The organism is Pantoea sp. Mb-10, assembly GCF_021272205.1.
GTDB lineage: Bacteria > Pseudomonadota > Gammaproteobacteria > Enterobacterales > Enterobacteriaceae > Pantoea.
Genome location: NZ_JAJSDX010000002.1, coordinates 202,767 through 224,377, shown reverse-complemented (window position 1 = coordinate 224,377; position 21,611 = coordinate 202,767). Strand labels below are relative to the sequence as shown.

Below are 21,611 nucleotides of genomic sequence, written 5' to 3'. Positions count from 1 at the left end.
TGTCCCTACTCCTCCACGACGGTCATTTTCCCGATTTCGCGCATCAGCGCGTCCCGACACCTCACGATCTCTGCGCGGTAACGCGCCTCGTGCTTTTGGAAGCGCCCGTCTGGCACCAGCAGAGAAATTGAGAAGCGGCCAAGCAGCGTGTCGATGGCCACCGCCATCGTCGATATGCCTTCCAGCGTTTCGCCACGGTCGATCGCCAATCCGCTGGTGCGCACCTCGGAGATCAGTGTTAGCAGCTGGGGCAAGGTTTTTACGGTTTTTTCCGTGAGTTCTTTATAGGCCTCGCCCACGATAACGCGCACGTCCTCATCGCACTCCAGCGCCAGCAGCGCACGCCCGCCGGACGTGCTATACAGCGGCAGATTGAGGCCCATACGCGGCACCACGCGCAGCTCGCGGGAAGCCACCACATAGTGCACGATGGCGAGCTGGGTGCCGCTGGCGCGTGAGAGCGTCACCGTTTCATTCACCGCCGCAGAGAGCTGTTCAAGAAAAGGGCGTACGATATCCACCACGTCGCTGTGCACGCTGGAAATCAGTTTCAGCAAGGCGGGACCCAGCCGCAGGCCTCCGGCCCCGCTGCTGCGCACCAGCTGCGCATTATCCAGCGCGGCCACGATGCGTTGCACCGTTGAGCGCGGTAAATCCACCGCTTGCGCGATTTCACCGAGGCTCATGCCACTGGGATGTTCGCCCAGCGCATGGAGTATTTTTGCCGCACGCGCGATGACCTGAATGCCACCGGCTTTTTCATCCTCGCGGTTTGAGGGACGTTCCACCATTGTGCGTTCCTTTTTGGCCTGCCTTACTCTAGCGCGAATGATCGCACTTTCACACCCTGTATCACATTGCAATACATCATATCGAAATGTAAGATGCGCCTTCTGTATCACATTGCAGTACACTGCACCAATAAACTCAGAGATCCTTACCATGCCCGCCCAGCCTGCAGCGACTCCTGCTCCGCATCCGTTTACCCTGCGTCTGGCGCTGGGGTTAGTGGGCGTACTGATTGCGGCATTAACCTCCGGCCTCAACGACCGCGTGACCGATATCGCGCTGGCGGACATTCGTGCCGCCCTGGGGCTGAGCGCCGACCAGGGTAGCTGGGTGATTTCCGCGTATCAGGCGGCCGAAGTGGCCGCCATGATGATTGCCCCCTGGTTTGCCGTCACCTTCTCGCTGCGCCGCTTTGCACTGGCGGTTTCGCTGGGCTTTACCCTCTGCGGTATGGTGTTACCGCTGCTGCCCACCGCCCCGCTGTTTATCGCCCTGCGCGTGGTACAAGGCGTGTTTGGCGGCGCGCTGCCGCCGCTGCTGATGACCGTCGCGCTGCGCTTTTTACCGCCGCCGATCAAGCTCTATGGCTTAGGGGCTTATGCATTGACCGCCACCTTTGGTCCCAATCTTGCCGCGACGCTGGCGGCGTTTTGGACGGATAACGTCGGTTGGACGTTCGTGTTCTGGCAAATTGTGCCCGCGATGCTGGTTGCGATGCTGCTGATTGGCTGGGGATTGCCGCAGGACCCGCTGCGCCGTGAGCGCTTTCAGCAGATGGATCTGTTCGGCATGCTCACCGGCTGCAGCGGAATGGCGCTGCTGATCCTCGCACTCACCCAAGGAGAGCGGCTGGACTGGCTTAGTTCGCCGCTGTTTAGTGCCTTAGTATTCAGCGCCCTCGCGTTGCTGATCGTGTTTTTTATTAATGAATGGTTTCATCCGTTACCGCTGTTCAAGCTCCAGATGCTGCGGCGGCGTAACCTTGCGCACGGGCTGTTGGGATTAGCGGGCGTACTGATTCTCACGCTCTCCGGCTCGGCGTTGCCCTCCGCCTATTTCAGCCAGGTCGCGGGCTTCCGTCCGCTGCAGTTTGCCCCGCTGGCGCTGGCCGTGGGTCTGCCGCAGCTGTTGATTGCCCCGCTGATCGCGGCGTTGCTCAACCTGCGCGCGATCGATTGCCGCTGGGTGCTCACTGCCGGAGTGGGATTATTGGTGACGGCCTGTTGGATGGGCATGCATGTCACCAGCGACTGGGCGCGGCAAAACTTTTGGTCCATTCAGATTTTGCAGGCGTTCGGCCAGCCGATGGTGATTTTGCCCATTCTGATGAGCGCCACCAGCGTGGTCGCACCGCCGGAAGGGCCGTTCGCCTCTGCGATGTTTAACACCGTGCGCGGCTTCGCCAGCATTGCCGCCAGCACCCTGGTATCGTGGTTTATCAGCCACCGCGAACAGTTTCACTCCAACGTTTTGCTAAATCGCGCCGCAACGCAGCCGTGGTTGATGACGGCACCGGACGCGGCACAGTCAAGCCGCAGCCTGCCTTTGTTGCCAGACGGCACGCCCGCCAGCACCGAGGCGCTTAGCGGCTTCGCCGCGCTGGTGAAACACCAAGCCATGGTGCTCAGTCTGAGCGACGCGTGGCAAATGCTCACGGTGTTCGCCGCCCTGTTGCTGCTACTCACCGCCTGGCTGCCAACGCGCGTCTGGCCGCCACACACCCTTATTCAACCTGCTACGACCACGTCGGGATAATCGATATGCCTGCTTTTGCTTCAAAAAGAACGCTGCTGCTGTGCGCCCTGCTGCTTGTGCTGCTGGCCATGGCCTTTTTTGTCTGGTCAGCGCTGACCGCCCACGACCGCCGCACCGACGATGCCTATGTCAACGCCGACTACACCTTGGTCGCACCGAAGGTGTCGGGCTATGTGGCGCAGGTCAACGTGCAGGATAACCAACCGGTCAAGGCTGGCGATGTGCTGGCCACGCTAGACGATCGCGACTACCGCGTGGCGCTGGAAGCCGCACAGGCGAATGTGCAGGTGAGTCAGGCAAAGCTGCTGAGCAGCCAGGCGCAGCTTGAACAGCAGCGCTCCACCATCGCGCAGGCGCGCGCGGCGCTGGCGGCCAGCGAGGCCGCTGCGCAGTATGCGGGTCAAAGCGCGTCGCGCTACGATCGGCTATTCAAAAGCGGCACCATCGCCGCCGACGCACAGCAGAAAGCCAACGCAACCCAGCGTAGCGCTGCCGCGACGGTGCGGCAAAGTGAGGCAGCGCTGGCTGCGGCGCAAAAGCAAGTGGGCGTGCTGCAGGCCGCAGTGGGTCAGGCGGCAGCGGATGTCAGCACCGCCGAAGCCAGCGTCGATCAAGCGCGATTAAATCTTTCTTATACGCGCATTGTGGCGCCGGTTGACGGCATGGTGGCGCAACGTACCGTGCGCCAGGGCGCTTACGTCAGCGCGGGCACCCGTCTGCTGGCGGTAGTACCGCTGCAGCAGGCTTACGTCACCGCGCATTTTTTGGAAACGCAGTTGGGTGATGTGCAGCCGGGACAAGCGGTAAAGATCCGCGTAGATGCCCTGCCCGGAACCGTTTTCACCGGCCATGTCGACAGCATTGCGCCGGCCACCGGGGCCACCTTTTCTGCAATTGCGCCCGACAACGCCACCGGTAATTACACGAAAGTGGTGCAGCGCCTGCCGGTGAAAATTGTGCTGGATACGCATCAGCCGAATCTGTCTAAACTGCGCGTGGGGATGTCAGCGGTGCCGGAAATTCAGCCCCGCTGAAAATGTGAGCAACTTCTCAGAACTGACCTATTTATTTTTGAGAAAAATGCGGGTAGATTAGCGCTCGATCCTGTTCTGGGCCTGCCTGGAACCACCTGAGATGAAAGCGTGCAGCACCCATGAACTCCACCTTTCTCTTGTTCTGTTCGGGTTACGCTGGGTTGGGATCGCCAGCATGATAACTGCTCAGAGGAGTTGTTCTGTGAGATACGCTTTGATGGGAATCTCTTTTTTCCTGTTAATCTGGGTTGGCACCTTTGTGCTGATGCTGAAATGATGCCAGGCAGGGCGACCATCGGGTCGCCCTCTTCATTTACTCCGCGTCTTCTAACGTCTTCACCGTGCCCGGCAAAATACCGTCCGCGCGAAACATGCTTTTAATGCCCCGTACCGCCTGACGAATCCGATCGCTGTTCTCGATCAACGCAAAACGCACGTGAGTGTCACCGTAATCACCAAAGCCAATGCCCGGCGAGACGCACACCTTCGCCTCTTGCAGCAGCAGCTTAGCAAACTCCAGCGAGCCGAGATGCGCGTAGTGGTCGGGGATTTTTGCCCACACGTACATGGACGCTTTGGGCAGATCCACCATCCAGCCCGCCTCGTGCAGCCCTTTGACCAGCACGTCGCGACGGCGCTTGTACTGTTCGGCAATATCGCGCACGCACTGCTGATCCCCTTCCAGCGCGGCGATGGCCGCCACCTGCAGCGGGGTAAAGGTGCCATAATCGTGATAGCTTTTAATACGCGCTAATGCCGCTACCAGCTCTTTGTTGCCGACCATAAAGCCGATGCGCCAGCCCGCCATATTGTAGCTTTTCGACAGGGTAAAAAACTCCACCGCCACGTCGCGTGCACCGGGCACCTGCATGATCGACGGCGCTTTCCAGCCGTCGTAGGTAATATCCGCGTAGGCCAAATCGTGGATAACCAGCACGTTGTACTGCTTCGCCAGCGCAATCACGCGCTCAAAGAAATCCAGCTCGACGCATTGCGAAGTGGGATTCGACGGGAACCCCAAGATCATCATCTTGGGCTTGGGATAGCTTTCGCGGATGGCGCGTTCGAGTTCGTTGAAGAAGTCCACGCCGGCGACCAGCGGCACTGAGCGCACCTGTGCACCAGCAATCACTGCGCCATAGATATGAATGGGGTAGCTGGGATTGGGTACCAGCACGGTGTCACCGTGATCCAGCGTGGCCAGCATCAGGTGCGCCAGTCCCTCTTTTGATCCAATCGTGACAATCGCTTCTGATTCCGGATCGATATCGACCTGATAGCGATCGGCATACCAGCGAGCGATTGCACGACGCAGGCGCGGGATACCTTTTGACGTGGAGTAGCCGTGGGTATCTTCCCGCTGTGCCACCTGGCACAGTTTTTCCACGATATGCGGCGGCGTGGCGCCGTCAGGATTGCCCATCGAGAAATCGATGATGTCTTCGCCGCGCCGACGCGCAGCCATCTTCAATTCAGCAGTGATGTTAAACACATAGGGCGGAAGGCGTTCTATACGCGAGAAACGACGGGGGGTGCTGTTATCAGCCATGTTATCCTCGGGATTACGTTAGCGCCCGGACCGTCCGAGCGACGTTGGTCACTGCGGTGACCGAAGCATGAACATAACGCGTTGCGGATAACGCTGTCGAGCGCAGCAGAAAATATTTTTTACGCGCGCGGATTAAGGCGGCCAAACGCCCAGTCGTTTACCCAATCGCCTTTTAGCAGATAATTATCCTGCAAAGTTCCCTCAAGCACGAAACCATTCTTTTCCAAAATGCGCCGGGACGGCCAATTCCCCTCCACCACCAGCGCTTTGAGTTTATGAAATTCTGCATCGAGCAAAAAGGTGCAGAGCGCCGCCAGCGCTTCGCTGCCGTAGCCCTTGCCGGTAAACGCTTGCGCGAGCATATACCCCACTTCCGCCTGGCGATGCGGCGCCCACTCTGCGCTGCAGCCAAACAGGCCGATAGGTTCGCCGCTGTCGCGGAGCCGCGCTACCAGGCAGAGCATATGAAAACTGGTGATCTGCCACGGCACGAGGCGCTCGGTGAAGCGCTGGCGGATATCCTCTTCATCGGGAATGTCGCTCACCCATGTCATGGTGGCGGCCTGCTGGTGCACGGTTTTAAAAATGTGCCAGTCTTCCGGCTGAAGCCGGGTCAGGCACAAACGCGGGGTCATTAATTGCATAGCGCTACTCAGTGAATCGCTCCCCGGCACGATAGCAAACCGTTTCGGCGACAACCAGCGCGCCGCACAAGTTACGTGCCTGGAGCGCGTGTTACAACGGCAAAAAATTGATGTAGATGCGCACAATGGCAGGTTACGCGCCGCAGTGCTGGCAGTTGGCGGACACATTTTTTATCATGAGCCTACCCCCCTCGGCGCTGAGAGATCCCTTTGCTTTCCCATTTTGATATGCTGCTGGCCGTGTTTGACCGCGCCGCGCTGATGCTGATTTGTCTGTTCTTCCTCACCCGCACGCGCCTGTTTCGTCAGCTGTTGCAGAAAGATGAGCACACACTCGGCGAAAAAATGGCCGTCACGGCGATCTTCTCGCTGTTCGCCCTGTTCAGTACCTGGTCCGCGATCCACGTTGAGGGCTCGCTGCTTAACGTGCGCGTGATCGCGGTAATGGCGGGTGGCATTTTATTCGGTCCGTGGGTAGGCATTGCCACTGGGGTCATCGCGGGCGTTCACCGCTATTTAATTGATATGGAGGGCATCACCGCCGTGCCCTGCCTCATCACCAGCCTGCTCGCGGGCCTGGCGTCAGGGCTGATTCACCGGCGCGTTGATAAGGCCCGCCGCTGGCGCATCGGCATTGTGGCCGGCATGCTGTGCGAAGCCTTTACCATGCTGCTGATTGTGCTGTGGGCCAAGCCAACGGCGCAGGGTTGGGTGATCGTATCTGACATCGCGCTACCGATGATTCTGGGCGCGTCAAGCATCGGCCTGATTGTGCTGCTGGTGCAAAGCGTGGAAGGCGAAAAGGAGGCGATTGCCGCACGGCAGGCCAAGCTGGCGCTGGACATTGCCAACAAAACGCTGCCGCTGTTTCGCCAGGTCAATAGCCGTTCGCTGCGCCAGGTCTGTGAAATCATCTGCAACGATATTCACGCCGACGCGGTGGCCATCACCAACACACGCCAGATCCTGGCCTACGTGGGTTACGGCGCGCAAAACTACCATAACGGCGACGATGGCATCAGCCCGACAACCGCACAGGCGATCGCTTCGGGGAAAATCATTATCAAAAACAATGATGAAGCGCACCGCACCAAAGACATCCACTCTATGCTGGTGATTCCCTTAAGGGAAAAAGGCGAGGTCACCGGTACGCTAAAAATCTACTACCGCAAAGCGCACCGCATTACTGACGCGCTAAAAGAGATGGCGGTAGGCCTGTCGCAAATTATCTCTACGCAGCTGGAAGTGTCGCGCGCTGAACAGTTGCGTGAAATGGCCAACAAAGCCGAATTGCGCGCGCTGCAAAGCAAAATTAACCCGCATTTTCTGTTTAACGCGCTCAATGCCATCTCCGCGTCAATCCGGCTGAATCCGGACACGGCGCGCCAGCTGGTGATCAACCTGTCCCGCTATTTACGCTACAACCTGGAGCTGAACGATGACGAAGCCATCGATATTAAAAAAGAGCTGTGGCAGGTGAAAGATTACATCGCCATTGAGCAGGCGCGCTTCGGCGACAAGCTCAGCATGATTTATGACGTGGACGAAGATCTGCACTTTGCGCTGCCCAGCCTGCTGATTCAGCCGCTGGTGGAGAACGCCATCGTGCACGGTATCCAGCCGTGTCGCGGCAAAGGGGTGGTGACGTTGAGCGTCAAAGATTTAGGGGATCGCGTGCGCATCGCGGTGCGCGATACCGGCGCCGGCATCAGCGATGCGGTGATGGCCCGCGTGGCGCGCGACGACATGCCAGGCAATAAAATTGGCCTGCTCAACGTGCACCATCGCGTCAAGCTGCTTTCAGGACAAGGCTTACAGATTAGCCGCCTGAATCCCGGCACGGAGATCGCCTTTACGCTGCCCAAAGCCGGGCAGCGCACGCTACGTCCCTCCTCTCACCTCACGGAGCCCACCGCGTGAAAGCCATTATCGTAGAAGATGAATTTCTGGCCCGTCAGGAGCTGAGCTGGATGATCGCCCAGCACAGCCAAATCAGCGTCGAAGCCTGTTTTGATGACGGGCTGGATGTGCTGAAATATTTGCAGCAGCATCGGGTTGACGTGATTTTCCTCGACATCAACATTCCGTCGCTGGACGGCATGCTGCTGGCGCAGAATATCAATCAGTTTGCCCACAAGCCGCTGATTGTGTTTATCACCGCGTGGAAAGAGCACGCCGTTGAGGCGTTTGAACTGGATGCGTTTGATTACATCCTTAAGCCGTATCACGAGGCGCGCATTATCACCATGCTCAATAAGCTGGAAGCCAGCGTCTCTCATGCCCAGGCGCAGCCCACCAGCGCGCTCACTGCGCCGCAAACGGTGAATCTGCTCAAGGACGAGCGCATTATCGTGACCGATATCAACGATATCTATTACGTAGAAGCGCATGAAAAACTGACGTTTGTGTATACCCGGCGCGAAGCCTATGTGATGTCGATGACGCTCGGGGAGTTTTGCAGCCGTTTACCTGAACAGGTGTTTTTCCGCTGCCACCGCTCTTACTGCGTCAACCTGAGTAAAATTCGGGAAATTGAGCCGTGGTTTAACAATACCTACCTGCTCAAACTGCGCGACCTGACGGCGCAAGTGCCGGTCAGCCGCAGCAAGACCAAGGCGTTTCGGCTGTTGATGCGGCTGTAAGGCGAACGGCTGGCACCGTTCGCCCGAGGATTAAAGCTCGCGACCCAGCGTCTGACGCAGGTGCGCGCCGGCACCGAGCAGGCCCGGCTGATCGTGCGTGATCATGTACACCGGAATATCCACCAGGTAATCGCGGAAGCGGCCTTTATCTTCAAACGCGGCGCGAAAACCGGATGCCTTAAAGAAATCCAGGAAGCGCGGCACGATGCCGCCTGCGATATACACGCCGCCGAAGGTGCCGAGGTTCAGCGCCAGGTTTCCGCCAAAGCGGCCCATGATGACGCAAAACAGCGAGAGCGCACGACGGCAGTCGATACAGGTGTCCTGCAGCGCGCGCTCGGTGACATCGCGCGGCTTGAGGTTTTCCGGTTCACGCGCGTCGGATTTCACAATGGCGCGATAAAGATTTACCAGGCCCGAACCAGACAACACGCGCTCCGCTGAAACGTGGCCCAGTTCGGCGCGCAGTACATCCAGAATCACGCTCTCTTCTTCGCTGTTTGGCGCGAAGTCCACATGACCGCCCTCGCCCGGCAGGCTGACCCAGCGTTTATCCACGTGCACCAGGTGGCTCACGCCTAAGCCGGTGCCGGCGCCGTAAATGGCAATAGGCTTGCCTTCAATCGGATCTTTGCCGCCAAACTGAATCACTTCATCGCGACTGAGCATCGGAATGGCCATCGAAACCGCCGTGAAATCGTTGATGATTTCCAGGGTCTCAAAGGCCAGGTTCGCCTTCATGGCGCGGGTGGAGAAGGCCCAATCGTGGTTGGTCATTTCAACCCAGTCTTCGGTTATTGGGCAAGCAATGGCGATACAGGCATGCTTAACATCCTGTTTTTGCTCATCCAGATAGTGGCGAATTACCGCTTCAAGATTGTCGTAGTCTGATGTTGAGAATGTTGTGGCCTGGGAGACGGCGCCGCTCTCCACCTCACACAAGGCAAGACGGGCGTTAGTACCACCCACATCGCCGACCAGGGCGTATTTTGTCATTCTTCTGCTGCTCCGCTTGGGTCATAAATAATTGCAGGACACTATAAAAGCCTGCCAGTAAAACAACAACGCCCACCTGCACGATGGGCGCCTTCTGTCTGGTGTGAGGCACAGCCTGGCGATTGCTGAGCCCGCTGTATAGAGGCAACTTTCCGAAACTTAGCCGCTATTGCGCTGGTGCAGCGCTGCAGTAACCTTGCGCAGCAGCGGCGGGAGATCCTGTTTTTCCATGACCACCTCTACCAGCGACAGGCGACGCGACGCCGCAAGCTGCACCATCACCGCTTCCAGCTGGGCCGTTTCGCTCACCCGCCAGCTTTGCGCGGCACTGTTGCAGCTCATTGCCTGTGGCAGCGCCGTCCAGTTCCACTGTGCAATATCGTTGTAGCGCTGCTCGGCACCGTGAATCGCCCGCTCTACGGTATAGCCTTCATTATTGAGCAAGAAAATGATCGGCTGCTGTCCGTCGCGCTGCATAGAGCCCAGCTCCTGAATGGTGAGCTGCGCCGAACCGTCGCCAATAATGAGGATCACGCGGCGCGTAGGCTGCGCCGTTTGTGCGCCAAACGCTGCTGGAAGAGTATAGCCAATGGATCCCCAAAGCGGTTGCACCAGCAGCTGTGCCGCTTGCGGCAACCGCAGCGCCGCCGCGCCAAAGGCTGCGGTGCCTTGATCGGCAAGGATAATATCACCGGGCTGCAGGAAGCGCTGCATCGCCTGCCAGAAATGGTGCTGACTGATTACCGCAGCAGCAGGAAGCGGCGCGTCTTCTTCCGCTGCAGGCTCCGCCAGCGGCCAGCGGGCACAGTAGCGCTGGTAAATCGGCTGCAGCGCGTCCAGTGCCTGTTGCAGAGTGAGCGGCGCAAAACGTTCGCCGCCCACCGTGGCGTGAAACGGTTGGAGGTCGATAACGCGCTCGGTGGGCAACTGCTGGGTAAAACCCGCCGTTAGCGTATCGGTGAAGCGCACGCCCACGCACAGCGTGACGTCTACCGTCTCAATCGCCTCACGCACCGCCTCGCTGCTGCCTGCACCGGCGTAAGTGCCCACGTAGCCCGGCTGCTGTTCGTCCAATACGCCTTTGCCCATTAATAAGGTGGCGCTGGGGATGGCGCGCAGGGTGCGCAGCGCGCAGAGTGCAGCGTGTACTTGCCAACGCGACGCGAGGAAGTCAGCCAGCAGTGAGACGCGCTGCGCCTCACCCAGCATGCGCGCCGCCGCCGCGGAAAACGCCGCCATTGCGTCAGTGACAGGCGTCCGGGCAGGTTGCTTTACTGCCCCAGGCGTGACGCTGGCGCTAGCCACATCAACCGCCAGCAGCAGGTAACCCGGACGGTGCTGATACCGCGCTTCATCTATCACACGATCAATCTCCGCCACGGCGTTTTCATGATTCAACACCGCCACGGCGGCGCTGATCTCCTGCGCCATACGCAAAAAATGGCCAAAATCGCCGTCACCCAGCGAATGGTGTACACAGTCGCCCTGCTGCTGCGCCCGCGTCGACGGCGCACCGACGATGTGGATCACCGGCACGTACTCGGCATAGCTGCCCGCGATACCGTTCATGGCGCTGAGTTCGCCTACGCCAAAAGTGGTGAGCAGCGCCGCCGCGCCGTTGCAGCGACCATAGCCGTCAGCCGCGTAGGCCGCGTTCAGTTCGTTTGCGCAGCCCACCCACGTAATGTCAGGGTGGGCGATGACGCTATCCAAAAATTGCAGGTTGTAGTCGCCCGGTACGCCAAACAGATGCCGGATGCCCGCCTGCTGTAAACGGTGCAGTAAATAGTCGCCAACGGTCAGGGATTTCATGAGGCATTCCTTCTCAAGGGAGTCCTTCGATTATCACCGATGTGGCTGAATTGGCGATATTTTCACCGCGATCGTCCGGTGATGTCTGGCAAGCGATCGTTACGACAACAGATCATTCTGAGGGATGTGATCGGCGCAGTATTTCAACGCAGTGTAAACGCATACACTGCTGGGCTGACGTCTTTTTCACTTTCGCTGAAACAGGAAAATCCCGCATGACTGCTTTTCCCCATCCGCAACGCTATCAACAGATGCAGTACCGTCGCTGCGGCCGCAGCGGCCTGAAGCTGCCGGCGATTTCTCTCGGCCTGTGGCATAACTTTGGCGACAGCACGCGCGTGGATAACAGTCGCGAACTGCTGCGCCACGCGTTCGATCGCGGTATCACCCATTTTGATCTTGCTAATAATTACGGTCCGCCGCCGGGCTCTGCGGAGGCCAACTTCGGCCGCATTCTGCGGGAAGATTTTCACGGTTTACGCGATGAGTTGGTGATCTCCACCAAAGCGGGCTACACCATGTGGGAGGGGCCTTATGGCGATTGGGGATCGCGTAAGTACCTGATTGCCAGCCTCGATCAGAGCTTGAAGCGCATGGGCCTGGAGTACGTGGATATCTTCTATCATCATCGCCCGGATCCCGACACGCCGCTGGAAGAGACCATGCGCGCGTTGGATCAGGTGGTGCGTCAGGGAAAAGCGTTATACGCGGCGATTTCAAATTACCCGGCGGATCGGGCCGCAGAGGCGATCGCAATATTGCGCGATCTCGGCACACCTTGCCTGATCCATCAGCCGCGCTATTCGCTGTTTGAGCGCACGCCAGAACAGGGATTGCTGGATGTACTGGGTGACAGCGGCGTTGGCTGCATCGCCTTCTCCCCGCTGGCCGGTGGCGTGTTGACCGACCGCTATCTGCAGGGCATTCCAGAGGATTCACGCGTCGCCAGCGGCAGCCAGTTCCTCAAGGAGAATCAGCTGACGCCAGAAAAGATGGCCAAGGTCGCGCAACTTCACGCTCTCGCGCAGTCGCGTGGACAAAAATTGGCGCAGCTGGCACTGCGCTGGGTACTGCGCGATGCGCGGGTAACGTCGGTGCTGATTGGCGCCAGTAAAACCACGCAGATTGACGATGCTATCGCCATGCTGAGTCAGGCCGCGCTGACGCCAGAGGAGCTCGAAACCATCGACAAGATCTTGGTGTAACCGCTTACCTGCTCAACCAGCAGTGAAGGCTTGTCGCAGCAGAAAATTCTCATTTCAGATTTTCCTGACGCTTTTCAGACTGCGGCGCAGCGCGCGGCGGTGCCGCTATGGCACACTGGCGTGACGGCAACCTCGACGTTGCCGCAAGGAGAAAGTATGAAACGTGTTCTTTTGTTTGCCGCTTTGCTGGCAAGTTTGAGCCCTCTGGCACCGCACACAGCAGAAGCCAATGGCGCGACCATCAATTTAGCTCCCGGCGTGACACTGCAGCTCGGCGACCGCGATCGGCGCGGTTACTACTGGGACGGCGGCCACTGGCGTGAGCCGCGCTGGTGGAACGATCGCTATCGCTATCACGATAACCGCTGGTGGCGTCACGACGCATGGCGGCAGCATCAGGCGTATGAACGTGAACGGGAGCGACGCTGGCGCGAGCGCGAGCATGAGCAGCGCGAGCACTGGCGTCACGAACGTCGCCACGAACGCCATAAACATCACCATCATCACGACTAAAAAAAATCCCGGCCGCTGTGCCGGGATTTTTTTGCATACTCGGAGCTACCAGCCCAGCGCTTCCCCCACCAGCAGGTAGAGGTTGAGCGCCACCACCAGCACCACAATCAGGCGACCGGTATTCTGCATCAGCCGTGAATTCACTAACTGATCGCCCATCAGCTCACGGTTGCCGGTGAAAGCCAGCAGCGGCATCAGGGCGAGCGCAATACCAAAGCTCAGCAGCACCTGGCTCATCACCAGAATGCGGGTGGGATCCCAGCCCGCCCAAATCACAATAAAAGAGGGCAGCATGGTCACGGTGCGACGCACCCACAGGGGAATATGGAAACGAATAAAGCCCTGCATCACCACCTGCCCCGCCAAGGTGCCCACCACGGTGGAAGAGAGGCCTGCCGCCACCAGGCTTAAACCAAATACTATCGCTGCGGCATGTCCCAGCAGCGGCTGCAGCGTCAGATAAGCTTCATCGAGATCGACAATGCTGGTGTGACCGCTGAAATGGAACGCCGCTGCCGCCGTGGCCATCATCGCCAGATTGACGAAGCCTGCAATGGTCATGGCGATCGCCACGTCCAGTTTGGTTGACGAGTAGCGCTCTGCTTTGCTGCCCCGATTGCCGTGCTGCGTCAGCGCCGAATGCAGGTAGATCACGTGCGGCATGATGGTGGCCCCTAACACGCCAGCGGCGAGGAACACCGCATCCGAGGTTGGCAGCGTTGGCAGCGCCATGCCCTTTACCAGCGCACTGACGTTAGGCTGTGAGAAAAAGAGCTCCACAATATAGGCCGCCGCGACAAACAGCAGTAACCCGCCGATCACCAGCTCCAGCGGTTTCTGACCGCGACTTTGCAGCATTAAAATCAGGAAGGTGGCGATACCGGTTAACACTGCCCCCTGGAACAGCGAGATGCCCAGCAGCAGTTTAAAGCCTAGCGCGGCGCCAATGAACTCCGCCAGATCGGTAGCCATAGCGATAATTTCCGCCTGCACCCAATAGAACCATACGGCGGGACGCGGGAAGCGATCGCGGATGTGCTCCGCCAGATTTTTACCGGTGGCAATGCCCAACTTGGCCGACATCAGCTGAATCAACATCGCCATCACGTTGGCCCACACCACGACCCATAGCAGCTTGTAGCCGTAGGCCGCTCCGGCCTGAATATTGGTGGCGAAGTTGCCGGGATCGATGTAGCCAATCGCCGCAATAAAAGCAGGGCCCAGCAGTGCAAGCTTGATTTTTCTGGCTCCGCGAGCCACGCGCTCAACGGTGCGACTTTCTGCCATAGTGATTAACCCTGTCGTGATGCTGGATGACCGATGCAGGCTAGCGGTTCATCAGCGCAGATGATAGTTGGTTGTAATTATCGCAGTGATAGATACTGCTATAAAGTATAGCCATTGCTATACTTAAACGCAAAGTCAGCCCTTGCCAAAACTGTGCCTCAGCGCTCAATCTACGCGCAGGTCAAATTATAGACAATCTTTTTGTGGATATTTATTGTGACGCTTTTGTGAAAAGGATGTGAGCGGTAAAACTTATCTTAAAAATAACGTGATACCGAATACTTATAATGTGGTTTTGATCTCGTTTTTAAGTAACGCGTTACATAGAATACGCAGCAAAATACAACCCTCCTCAAATTTGGAGCCCCCATGTTCCCTATTTTGCACTTTCTGTTGGCATTAGTGGTGGTTGCTGCACTGGCTTTGCTGGTAAGCCACGATCGCAAAAGCATCCGCATTCGCTACATCGTACAGCTCTTGGTTATTGAAGTTCTGCTGGCCTGGTTCTTCCTCAACTCCGAGGCGGGTCTCGGCTTTGTAAAAGGCTTTGCCGGTCTGTTTGACCACCTGCTGCAGTATGCCGCACAGGGCACCAACTTTGTGTTTGGCAACATGAGTGAAAAAGGACTCGCCTTCTTCTTCCTGAATGTTTTATGCCCGATCGTGTTTATTTCGGCGCTAATTGGTATTTTGCAGCATTTTCGTATTCTGCCGTGGATCATCCGCGGCATCGGTACCGTGCTGTCGAAAATCAACGGCATGGGCAAGCTGGAGTCGTTTAACGCCGTCAGTTCGCTGATTCTGGGACAGTCAGAAAACTTTATCGCCTATAAAGATATTCTGGGCAAAATGTCGCAGCGCCGGATGTACACCATGGCGGCCACGGCGATGTCCACCGTTTCAATGTCGATTGTCGGTGCCTACATGACGATGCTGCAGCCCAAGTACGTGGTGGCCGCGCTGGTGTTAAACATGTTCAGCACCTTCATCGTGCTGTCGCTGATTAACCCCTACCGCGTAGACAGCGAAGAAGATCTGCAGCTGCAAGCGTTACATAAAGGTCAGAGCTTCTTTGAGATGCTCGGTGAATATATTCTCGCTGGTTTCAAAGTCGCCATTATTGTTGCCGCCATGCTGATTGGTTTTATCGCCCTGATTTCAGGCTTGAACGCCCTGTTTGAGCTGATCTTTGGCATCAGCTTCCAGGGCGTTCTGGGCTACGCTTTCTATCCTTTTGCATGGGTAATGGGCGTGCCATCCAGTGAAGCGCTGCAGGTTGGCAGTATCATGGCGACCAAGCTGGTATCGAATGAATTTGTCGCGATGATGGATCTGCAGAAAATTGCCGGGCAGCTCTCTCCGCACGCCGAAGGCATTTTGTCGGTGTTCCTGGTGTCGTTTGCTAACTTCTCGTCCATCGGCATCGTGGCGGGCGCCATTAAAGGCCTGAACGAAGAACAGGGCAACGTGGTGTCGCGCTTTGGATTGAAGTTGCTGTATGGATCAACGCTGGTGAGCGTGCTTTCCGCTGCTATTGCTGGACTGGTGCTGGCGTTCTGATGACCCAGGGCGAGCTGCGGCTCGCCCTGCTCCCTTCCCATTCTCTCTGCGATTCTCCCTGCCTGTTCTGGGCGCACGCCTTCTCACTCGCATAGATGACGTCATCGCGCACGCCGTCGATCGCGCTGTCGTCACTGATCAACCGTTAAAACGCAGGGGCCACCGATCGCCAAACGCAGGGCGTAGCACATTGCCATCAGCGATCGCAGGAAAAAATAAGCCTATCGGAATAAAAGAGTGTGTTACGTGCGTTCTGAATGAACGAAGAGTTGGTGGAGATAAGCGGGATCGAACCGCTGACCTCTTGCATGCCATGCAAGCGCTCTCCCAGCTGAGCTATACCCCCACATCTGGAAACTGTTTTTTCGACTCAAACCGTTGGGCGCGGTTTGGTGGAGCTAAGCGGGATCGAACCGCTGACCTCTTGCATGCCATGCAAGCGCTCTCCCAGCTGAGCTATAGCCCCGTACCGAAAAAACCGCCGAGTTGCCTCGACGGACGGCATAATATGAGACCGCCTCAGGAGTGTCAACGCTAAAATCTCGTTCCGCGTTTAATCGCTGAAAAAGGCGGCAACGCCACGTTAATCTGACACTTTTTAACCTTATGAGCGCCTCACCTTCTGCCTAAAGACGTGCGGAAGGCGTTACATGCAGGTTAACGGTGTTAGGAATAATCTTGTGTTCGTTAACGGTACGTGTAAACTTAGCGCGCTAATTAACCGATTCGCTTTCCAGGGTTAACACACGCAATCGGTAGCATTTCCCCTAAACCAATAAAAGAAACCTGAACTATGTCACTTCATACACCCAAAGAGATCGCTCAATTGGCGATTCAGGCTGGCGTGGCAAAAAGCCGCCTGCCGGTCTCAACCCTTATTATCCTGGGCTTTATGGCCGGTGCCTTTATCGCCACAGGGTTCTTACTGGATTTGCACGTTATTAACCAACTCCCCGCAGAATGGGGATCCTTTGGCGGCTTCCTTGGCGCAGCCGTATTTCCCGTCGGTTTGATTTTGACCGTGCTGGCAGGCGGTGAGCTGCTGACAGGCAATATGATGACGCTGCCGATTGCCTGGTTCGCGCGCCGCATCAGCGGCCTGAGCGTACTGCGCAACTGGTTCTGGATCACTATCGCCAACTTCCTTGGCAGCATCGCGGTTGCATGGTTCTTTGGCCATATGCTGGGCATGACGGAAGGTGACTATCTGAAAAAGACCGTGGCGATTGCGCATGCCAAGGTGAACGCCGATTTTATGCACGCGTTCATTTCCGGTATCGGCTGTAACTGGCTGGTGTGCCTCGGCGTCTGGCTGGCATTCGCCAGTAAAGACGTGGTCGGTAAAATTTTTGGTATGTGGTTCCCGGTGATGGCGTTCGTGGCCATTGGCTTCCAGCACGTGGTCGCAAACATGTTCATCGTGCCTGCCGCCATCTTTGCTGGCCAGCTGAGCTGGGCCGATTTTGCCCCTAACGTGGTTGCCGTTTTCCTCGGAAATGCCGTGGGCGGCGCCGTTTTTGTCGGCCTTGCCTACTTCCTCGCATTCCGTCCTGCTGCTGAACAAACCAGCGAAGCCTGATCCTTTCTCTGCCTTTTGTCGCTCGACAAAAGGCATTTTCCCGCCTGATTACTTTTTCACGTAACGTTTTGTTGTAATATGTACTGCTAATGTATTTAACAGGGACAGCATCGTGAAAAAGGAATGGCTTACCCCCGAAGAGCTCGCACAGGAAACGGGCTACAGTCGGCAAACGGTGAATAAGTGGATCAAGCGGGAAAACTGGACAACCACGCCAAAGCCCGGCGTTCAGGGCGGCAAGGCGCGGTTGATACACATTGATGAGCGTGTAAAAAGTTTTATTCAGTCAACGCGACACGCCAGTGAACCGACGGCGCACTATGGCGCCCAGCAAAATACGTTACCTGCGTTATTAATTAATTCTGTCCAGCAAATGACGCCCGCCGAGCAAGAACAGCTTGCTGCGCTCCTGCTAAGAGAAGGGATTCGCGGCGTGCTAACCCGCCTGGGGATCAGCGAAGCATAAAAAAACCGGAAGCAGTGGCTTCCGGTTTTCGTCTTTATTGGCGTAGCGTTGTGCGATTACGCGTTGGCTTCCCGCTCGGCGATAAACGCCAGCGCCCTATCAATACGGGCAACGCTGCGGCTGCGGCCAATCGCCTCGACCGTGACATCCAGCGCAGGTGATTGGCCCGCACCGGTGACGGCCACGCGCAGGGGCATCCCCACTTTCCCCATGCCCAGTTCGAGTTCATCTGCCGCGCCCTGAATTGCCTGATGGACGCTTTCAGCACGCCAGTCGCTATCACTGATGGCCGCCAGTTTGTCACGCACCACTTCCAGCGGCTGACGCGCAACCGGACGCAGATGTTTCTTTGCCGCGTCAGCGTCAAATTCATCGAACTCTTCATAGAAGTAACGGCAGGACGCCGCCATCTCTACCAGCGTCTTGCAGCGCTCACCGAGCAGCGTCACCAGCTTTGCCAGCTCTGGGCCGGTGCGGGTATCAATCTTCTGCTGCTCGATATGCCACTGCAGGTGCGTAGCCACGTACTCGGGCGGCAGGGAATTAATATAGTGGTGATTGAGCCACTGCAGTTTTTCGGTGTTGAAAGCACTGGCGGATTTGCTGACCGCGTCGAGCGTAAACAGCTCGGTCATTTCGGCTACGCTGAAAATCTCCTGGTCACCGTGGGACCACCCCAGCCGCACCAGGTAGTTGAGCAGCGCTTCCGGCAGGTAGCCGTCATCGCGATACTGCATGACGCCCACCGCGCCGTGGCGCTTGGAGAGCTTTTTGCTGTCATCACCCAGGATCATGGAGACGTGTGCGTAAGTCGGCACTTCCGCGCCAATCGCCTTCAGGATGTTGATTTGACGCGGCGTGTTGTTGATGTGATCTTCACCGCGAATCACATGCGTAATGCCCATATCCCAGTCGTCGACCACCACACAGAAGTTGTAAGTGGGGGAACCATCGGTACGGCGAATGATCAGATCGTCCAGCTCAAGGTTGCTGAATTCAATCGGCCCCCGGATCTGATCGTCAAAAATCACTGATCCTTCCTGAGGGTTACGGAAGCGCACCACGCAAGGCTCATCCGCCGCATGGTGTTCATGGCTGTCGCGGCAGTGGCCGTCGTAACGCGGTTTCTCACCGTTGGCCATTTGTTCTTCACGCAGCGCTTCTAAACGCGCTTTTGAGCAGTAGCAGCGATAAGCCGTGCCCGCTTCTAACATTTCATCAATTACCGCGTTATAGCGATCAAAACGTTTGGTCTGGTAATACGGACCCTCATCCCAATCGAGGCTCAGCCAGTTCATGCCATCCATGATCGCTTCGATGGCCTCCGGCGTTGAGCGTTCTAAGTCGGTATCCTCAATACGCAGAACAAATTCACCCTTGTAATGGCGGGCAAACAGCCACGAGTAAAGAGCAGTACGGGCACCGCCCACGTGCAGGTAGCCCGTGGGGCTGGGTGCGAAGCGAGTTTTGATTTTCATTCAGCATTGCCTTAGATGCGCGGGTTTCTTCATCTGGATGACAAAAAAACGGGTTAACGCGAAAAAACAGTGCGCACATTCTAGCAGGTGGCGATGATTCCTCAATGACTGTTGCCACCGCCTCACGGCGCAAAGCGGCTTTTTCTGCCAATAAAACCAGCACATTGGCTAAAAGCAGCGCAGGATGCCTAAATTTAAAGCGAACGCACATTTAAGTTTTAAAAAGCGTTGACTCACTTTGAAGGATCCCTATAATGCGACTCCACACAGCGGGGGTGATTAGCTCAGTTGGTAGAGCATCTCCCTTACAAGGAGGGGGTCGGCGGTTCGAGCCCGTCATCACCCACCACTCTTAAGGTGGCCCGCAGTGAACAAGTGTTAAGATATGGGTGATTAGCTCAGTTGGTAGAGCATCTCCCTTACAAGGAGGGGGTCGGCGGTTCGAGCCCGTCATCACCCACCATATCTTAGTCAGATGACACGCTTGTTAAGCAGTACCGAAGTGGGTGATTAGCTCAGTTGGTAGAGCATCTCCCTTACAAGGAGGGGGTCGGCGGTTCGAGCCCGTCATCACCCACCACTTCGGGTCGTTAGCTCAGTTGGTAGAGCAGTTGACTTTTAATCAATTGGTCGCAGGTTCGAATCCTGCACGACCCACCAAATTCAGAGAAAAGCGCCTAACAGGCGCTTTTTTCGTTTCTGTGCGCCGAACGCTAACGTGCAGGATGAGAACCTGCCGCAGGTTCGACTGCCTCGCCGCGCGAGGCAGGCTGATGCGTCAGCATCACCCGCAGGGCGAGGCCCATCGGGCCGATGGCTATCCTGCACGACCCACCAAATTCAGAGAAAAGCGCCTAACTGGCGCTTTTTTTGTTTCTGTGCGCTGAACGGGTCGCCCCCCTTCTCTTTCCATACGCCACTCGGGCACGTTTGCTTACTGTCATCATTCTCCCCTCAAGTGCGCCTCTGCAATGCCGATACTGATGAGGGCAACTACCAAGGAGAAACCATGTCCACGATATCAAGCGCTATTGATTCAGTCAGTACGGGTGGTGGTGGCGGCGGCACTGCGGCTTCGCAGATCGCCGCGCTGAATAAGCAGATTCAAAGCGTCATGAAACAGCTGAAAGAGCTGGCCAACGACACGACGCTGACCACCGAGCAAAAGGGGCAGAAGCAGCAGTTACTGGAATCACAGATACAAATGATCCAGGCACAAATCGCGCAGCTTCAGCAACAGCAGGCCGAAAAAGCAGAGCAGAAACAAGAAGCTGCAAAGCCTGAGACGGCGAAGGCGGCGGATGGGGTTAACCGCCCCAGTAGCACCAACCAGCTCGACGTGTACGTTTAAAACGCAGGCTCACGCGTGCGCTGTAGCGTCAGCAGGTCCGCCTGCTGACGCACTTCCTGCCAGATAGCCTCCGCGGCGGGCGTCAACGACCGATTCTTACGCTTGATCAGCATCAGGCTGCGAAAGATTTCCGGATAAAGGCGACGCACCTTAAGCTTTCGCCCTGCCGGCAGCGGTAGCGCGAGCGCCGGTAAAATGCTGATGCCAATGCCTGCTTCCACCATAGGATAGAGCGTGGCGGGATGACCGATTTCCTGCGCCACCTGCACCGACACGCCCTGCGCCTTTAGCGCCGCATCCACCAGCAAACGACTGCCCGAGGCATAATCTTGCAGGACCATTTTACGCCCCGCCAGCATCGCCCACTGCGCTTTATCGACTTGCGCCAGCGCGTCATTTTCGTGGCATAACAGCAGAAATGGCTCATGCAGTATCGCTTCGCAGTCGAATTCGCTGTCGGTTAGCGGGCCAATAACAATACCAAAATCCACTTCGGCGTTACGCACGCTCTGCAGCACCCACTGCTGGACGCGATCGTGGAGCATCACGCGAATATCCGGATAACGCTGCTGACAGCTGGCCAGACACTGCGGCATCAGGTGCGCGGAAGGCGTTTGACTGGCGGCCACGCGCACCGTGCCGCTGCGCTGTTCGCCATAGCTGCGGACATCCAACAGCGTGGTATTCAGCTCCTCCAGTAAGCGTTCCAGCCGGGTGGCAAGCTGCTCGCCCGCTTCGGTCAGCATCACCTCGCGCGTCGTGCGATCCAGCAAGCGCACGCCCATTTCTGCCTCCAGCTCTTTAATACTGTGGCTTACCGCAGACTGGCTTAATCCGATCGCTTGCCCTGCCTGGCTAAAACTGCCCTGCTGCGCGACGGCGACAAAGGTTTTCAGTTGACGCAACGTGTAATTCATCGATACAGCTCATAGATTAATGCAATAAATCAAT

19 protein-coding genes, 6 tRNA genes and 1 other RNA gene are annotated in these 21,611 nt (G+C 57.2%); 16 read left to right on the top strand and 10 right to left on the bottom strand.

Features of this window, described 5'->3' with window-relative positions; translation table 11 throughout:
* Positions 1-5: 5 nt before the first annotated feature.
* Positions 6-791, bottom strand: a complete 786-nt coding sequence (locus LU196_RS04355; protein WP_232759439.1) for an IclR family transcriptional regulator — start codon at positions 789-791, stop codon at positions 6-8.
* A 151-nt stretch (positions 792-942) separates the two neighbouring features.
* Between LU196_RS04355 and LU196_RS04350 the strand changes: the two genes are divergently transcribed.
* The 3 genes from LU196_RS04350 to ypdK all read left to right on the top strand — a co-directional run bounded on the left by LU196_RS04350 (position 943) and on the right by ypdK (position 3,855).
* Entirely contained in the window at positions 943-2,544 is a 1,602-nt protein-coding gene (locus LU196_RS04350) for an MFS transporter (protein WP_232759438.1), read from the top strand.
* Positions 2,545-2,549: 5 nt separating this feature from the next.
* Positions 2,550-3,578, top strand: coding sequence for an HlyD family secretion protein (locus LU196_RS04345; protein WP_232759437.1), 1,029 nt, complete (start codon positions 2,550-2,552; stop codon positions 3,576-3,578).
* Between the two features lie 202 nt (positions 3,579-3,780).
* Positions 3,781-3,855, top strand: coding sequence for a membrane protein YpdK (gene ypdK, locus LU196_RS04340; protein WP_232759753.1), 75 nt, complete (start codon positions 3,781-3,783; stop codon positions 3,853-3,855).
* A 36-nt stretch (positions 3,856-3,891) separates the two neighbouring features.
* Here ypdK and alaC read toward each other — a convergent pair whose 3' ends face one another.
* Together alaC and LU196_RS04330 are read right to left on the bottom strand one after the other, a co-directional pair.
* Entirely contained in the window at positions 3,892-5,127 is a 1,236-nt protein-coding gene (alaC, locus tag LU196_RS04335; protein WP_232759436.1) for an alanine transaminase, read from the bottom strand.
* A gap of 119 nt (positions 5,128-5,246) precedes the next feature.
* Positions 5,247-5,771 (bottom strand): GNAT family N-acetyltransferase, encoded by a 525-nt coding sequence (locus LU196_RS04330; RefSeq protein ID WP_232759435.1) that lies wholly within the window; start codon positions 5,769-5,771, stop codon positions 5,247-5,249.
* Between the two features lie 228 nt (positions 5,772-5,999).
* On the opposite strand from LU196_RS04330, the gene LU196_RS04325 reads away from it, so the two are divergent.
* A complete protein-coding gene (locus LU196_RS04325; protein ID WP_304622724.1) occupies positions 6,000-7,691 on the top strand; it encodes a sensor histidine kinase in 1,692 nt (563 codons plus the stop codon).
* The gene (locus LU196_RS04320) at positions 7,688-8,413 is read left to right on the top strand and encodes a LytTR family DNA-binding domain-containing protein (protein ID WP_232759433.1); all 726 of its coding nucleotides are present in this window, start codon (positions 7,688-7,690) and stop codon (positions 8,411-8,413) included. The genes LU196_RS04325 and LU196_RS04320 overlap by 4 nt, the downstream gene beginning before the upstream one ends.
* A gap of 30 nt (positions 8,414-8,443) precedes the next feature.
* Here LU196_RS04320 and glk read toward each other — a convergent pair whose 3' ends face one another.
* A complete protein-coding gene (gene glk / locus LU196_RS04315) occupies positions 8,444-9,409 on the bottom strand; it encodes a glucokinase (protein WP_232759432.1) in 966 nt (321 codons plus the stop codon).
* Positions 9,410-9,568: 159 nt separating this feature from the next.
* The gene (locus LU196_RS04310) at positions 9,569-11,221 is read right to left on the bottom strand and encodes an alpha-keto acid decarboxylase family protein (RefSeq protein ID WP_232759431.1); all 1,653 of its coding nucleotides are present in this window, start codon (positions 11,219-11,221) and stop codon (positions 9,569-9,571) included.
* 215 nt (positions 11,222-11,436) lie between these two features.
* Between LU196_RS04310 and mgrA the strand changes: the two genes are divergently transcribed.
* Together mgrA and LU196_RS04300 are read left to right on the top strand one after the other, a co-directional pair.
* Positions 11,437-12,426 carry an L-glyceraldehyde 3-phosphate reductase gene (gene mgrA / locus LU196_RS04305; protein WP_232759430.1) on the top strand — a complete coding sequence of 330 codons (990 nt, stop codon included), beginning with the start codon at positions 11,437-11,439 and terminating at the stop codon, positions 12,424-12,426.
* A gap of 156 nt (positions 12,427-12,582) precedes the next feature.
* The gene (locus tag LU196_RS04300; protein ID WP_232759429.1) at positions 12,583-12,939 is read left to right on the top strand and encodes a DUF2502 domain-containing protein; all 357 of its coding nucleotides are present in this window, start codon (positions 12,583-12,585) and stop codon (positions 12,937-12,939) included.
* A 45-nt stretch (positions 12,940-12,984) separates the two neighbouring features.
* Here the strand turns inward: LU196_RS04300 and LU196_RS04295 are convergent, their stop codons facing one another.
* Entirely contained in the window at positions 12,985-14,226 is a 1,242-nt protein-coding gene (locus LU196_RS04295; protein WP_232759428.1) for an Nramp family divalent metal transporter, read from the bottom strand.
* Between the two features lie 369 nt (positions 14,227-14,595).
* On the opposite strand from LU196_RS04295, the gene LU196_RS04290 reads away from it, so the two are divergent.
* The gene (locus LU196_RS04290) at positions 14,596-15,786 is read left to right on the top strand and encodes a NupC/NupG family nucleoside CNT transporter (RefSeq protein ID WP_232759427.1); all 1,191 of its coding nucleotides are present in this window, start codon (positions 14,596-14,598) and stop codon (positions 15,784-15,786) included.
* Positions 15,787-16,056: 270 nt separating this feature from the next.
* On the opposite strand, the gene LU196_RS04285 is transcribed toward LU196_RS04290, so the two are convergent.
* Both LU196_RS04285 and LU196_RS04280 read right to left on the bottom strand, forming a co-directional pair.
* Positions 16,057-16,132: transfer RNA gene (locus tag LU196_RS04285), tRNA-Ala, on the bottom strand.
* Positions 16,133-16,176: 44 nt separating this feature from the next.
* A tRNA-Ala gene (locus LU196_RS04280) sits at positions 16,177-16,252 on the bottom strand.
* A gap of 327 nt (positions 16,253-16,579) precedes the next feature.
* Here LU196_RS04280 and LU196_RS04275 point away from each other — a divergent pair.
* Entirely contained in the window at positions 16,580-17,365 is a 786-nt protein-coding gene (locus tag LU196_RS04275) for a formate/nitrite transporter family protein (protein ID WP_232759426.1), read from the top strand.
* A gap of 112 nt (positions 17,366-17,477) precedes the next feature.
* The gene (locus LU196_RS04270; protein WP_232759425.1) at positions 17,478-17,831 is read left to right on the top strand and encodes a YfeC-like transcriptional regulator; all 354 of its coding nucleotides are present in this window, start codon (positions 17,478-17,480) and stop codon (positions 17,829-17,831) included.
* A 56-nt stretch (positions 17,832-17,887) separates the two neighbouring features.
* Here the strand turns inward: LU196_RS04270 and gltX are convergent, their stop codons facing one another.
* Positions 17,888-19,309 (bottom strand): glutamate--tRNA ligase, encoded by a 1,422-nt coding sequence (gltX, locus tag LU196_RS04265; RefSeq protein ID WP_232759424.1) that lies wholly within the window; start codon positions 19,307-19,309, stop codon positions 17,888-17,890.
* A 273-nt stretch (positions 19,310-19,582) separates the two neighbouring features.
* Here gltX and LU196_RS04260 point away from each other — a divergent pair.
* From LU196_RS04260 to LU196_RS04235, 6 genes are all read left to right on the top strand, one after another.
* Positions 19,583-19,658, top strand: a tRNA-Val gene (locus LU196_RS04260).
* Between the two features lie 38 nt (positions 19,659-19,696).
* Positions 19,697-19,772: transfer RNA gene (locus LU196_RS04255), tRNA-Val, on the top strand.
* 41 nt (positions 19,773-19,813) lie between these two features.
* Positions 19,814-19,889 (top strand) — tRNA-Val (locus tag LU196_RS04250).
* 4 nt (positions 19,890-19,893) lie between these two features.
* A tRNA-Lys gene (locus LU196_RS04245) sits at positions 19,894-19,969 on the top strand.
* Between the two features lie 44 nt (positions 19,970-20,013).
* Positions 20,014-20,146, top strand: a non-coding RNA gene (locus LU196_RS04240) — RtT sRNA.
* A gap of 172 nt (positions 20,147-20,318) precedes the next feature.
* Complete coding sequence (locus tag LU196_RS04235) at positions 20,319-20,660, top strand: FlxA-like family protein (RefSeq protein ID WP_232759423.1); 342 nt, start codon at positions 20,319-20,321, stop codon at positions 20,658-20,660.
* Here LU196_RS04235 and LU196_RS04230 read toward each other — a convergent pair.
* Positions 20,657-21,577, bottom strand: coding sequence for a LysR family transcriptional regulator (locus tag LU196_RS04230; protein WP_232759422.1), 921 nt, complete (start codon positions 21,575-21,577; stop codon positions 20,657-20,659). The two genes, LU196_RS04235 and LU196_RS04230, sit on opposite strands and share 4 nt — an antisense overlap.
* Positions 21,578-21,611 lie beyond the last annotated feature (34 nt).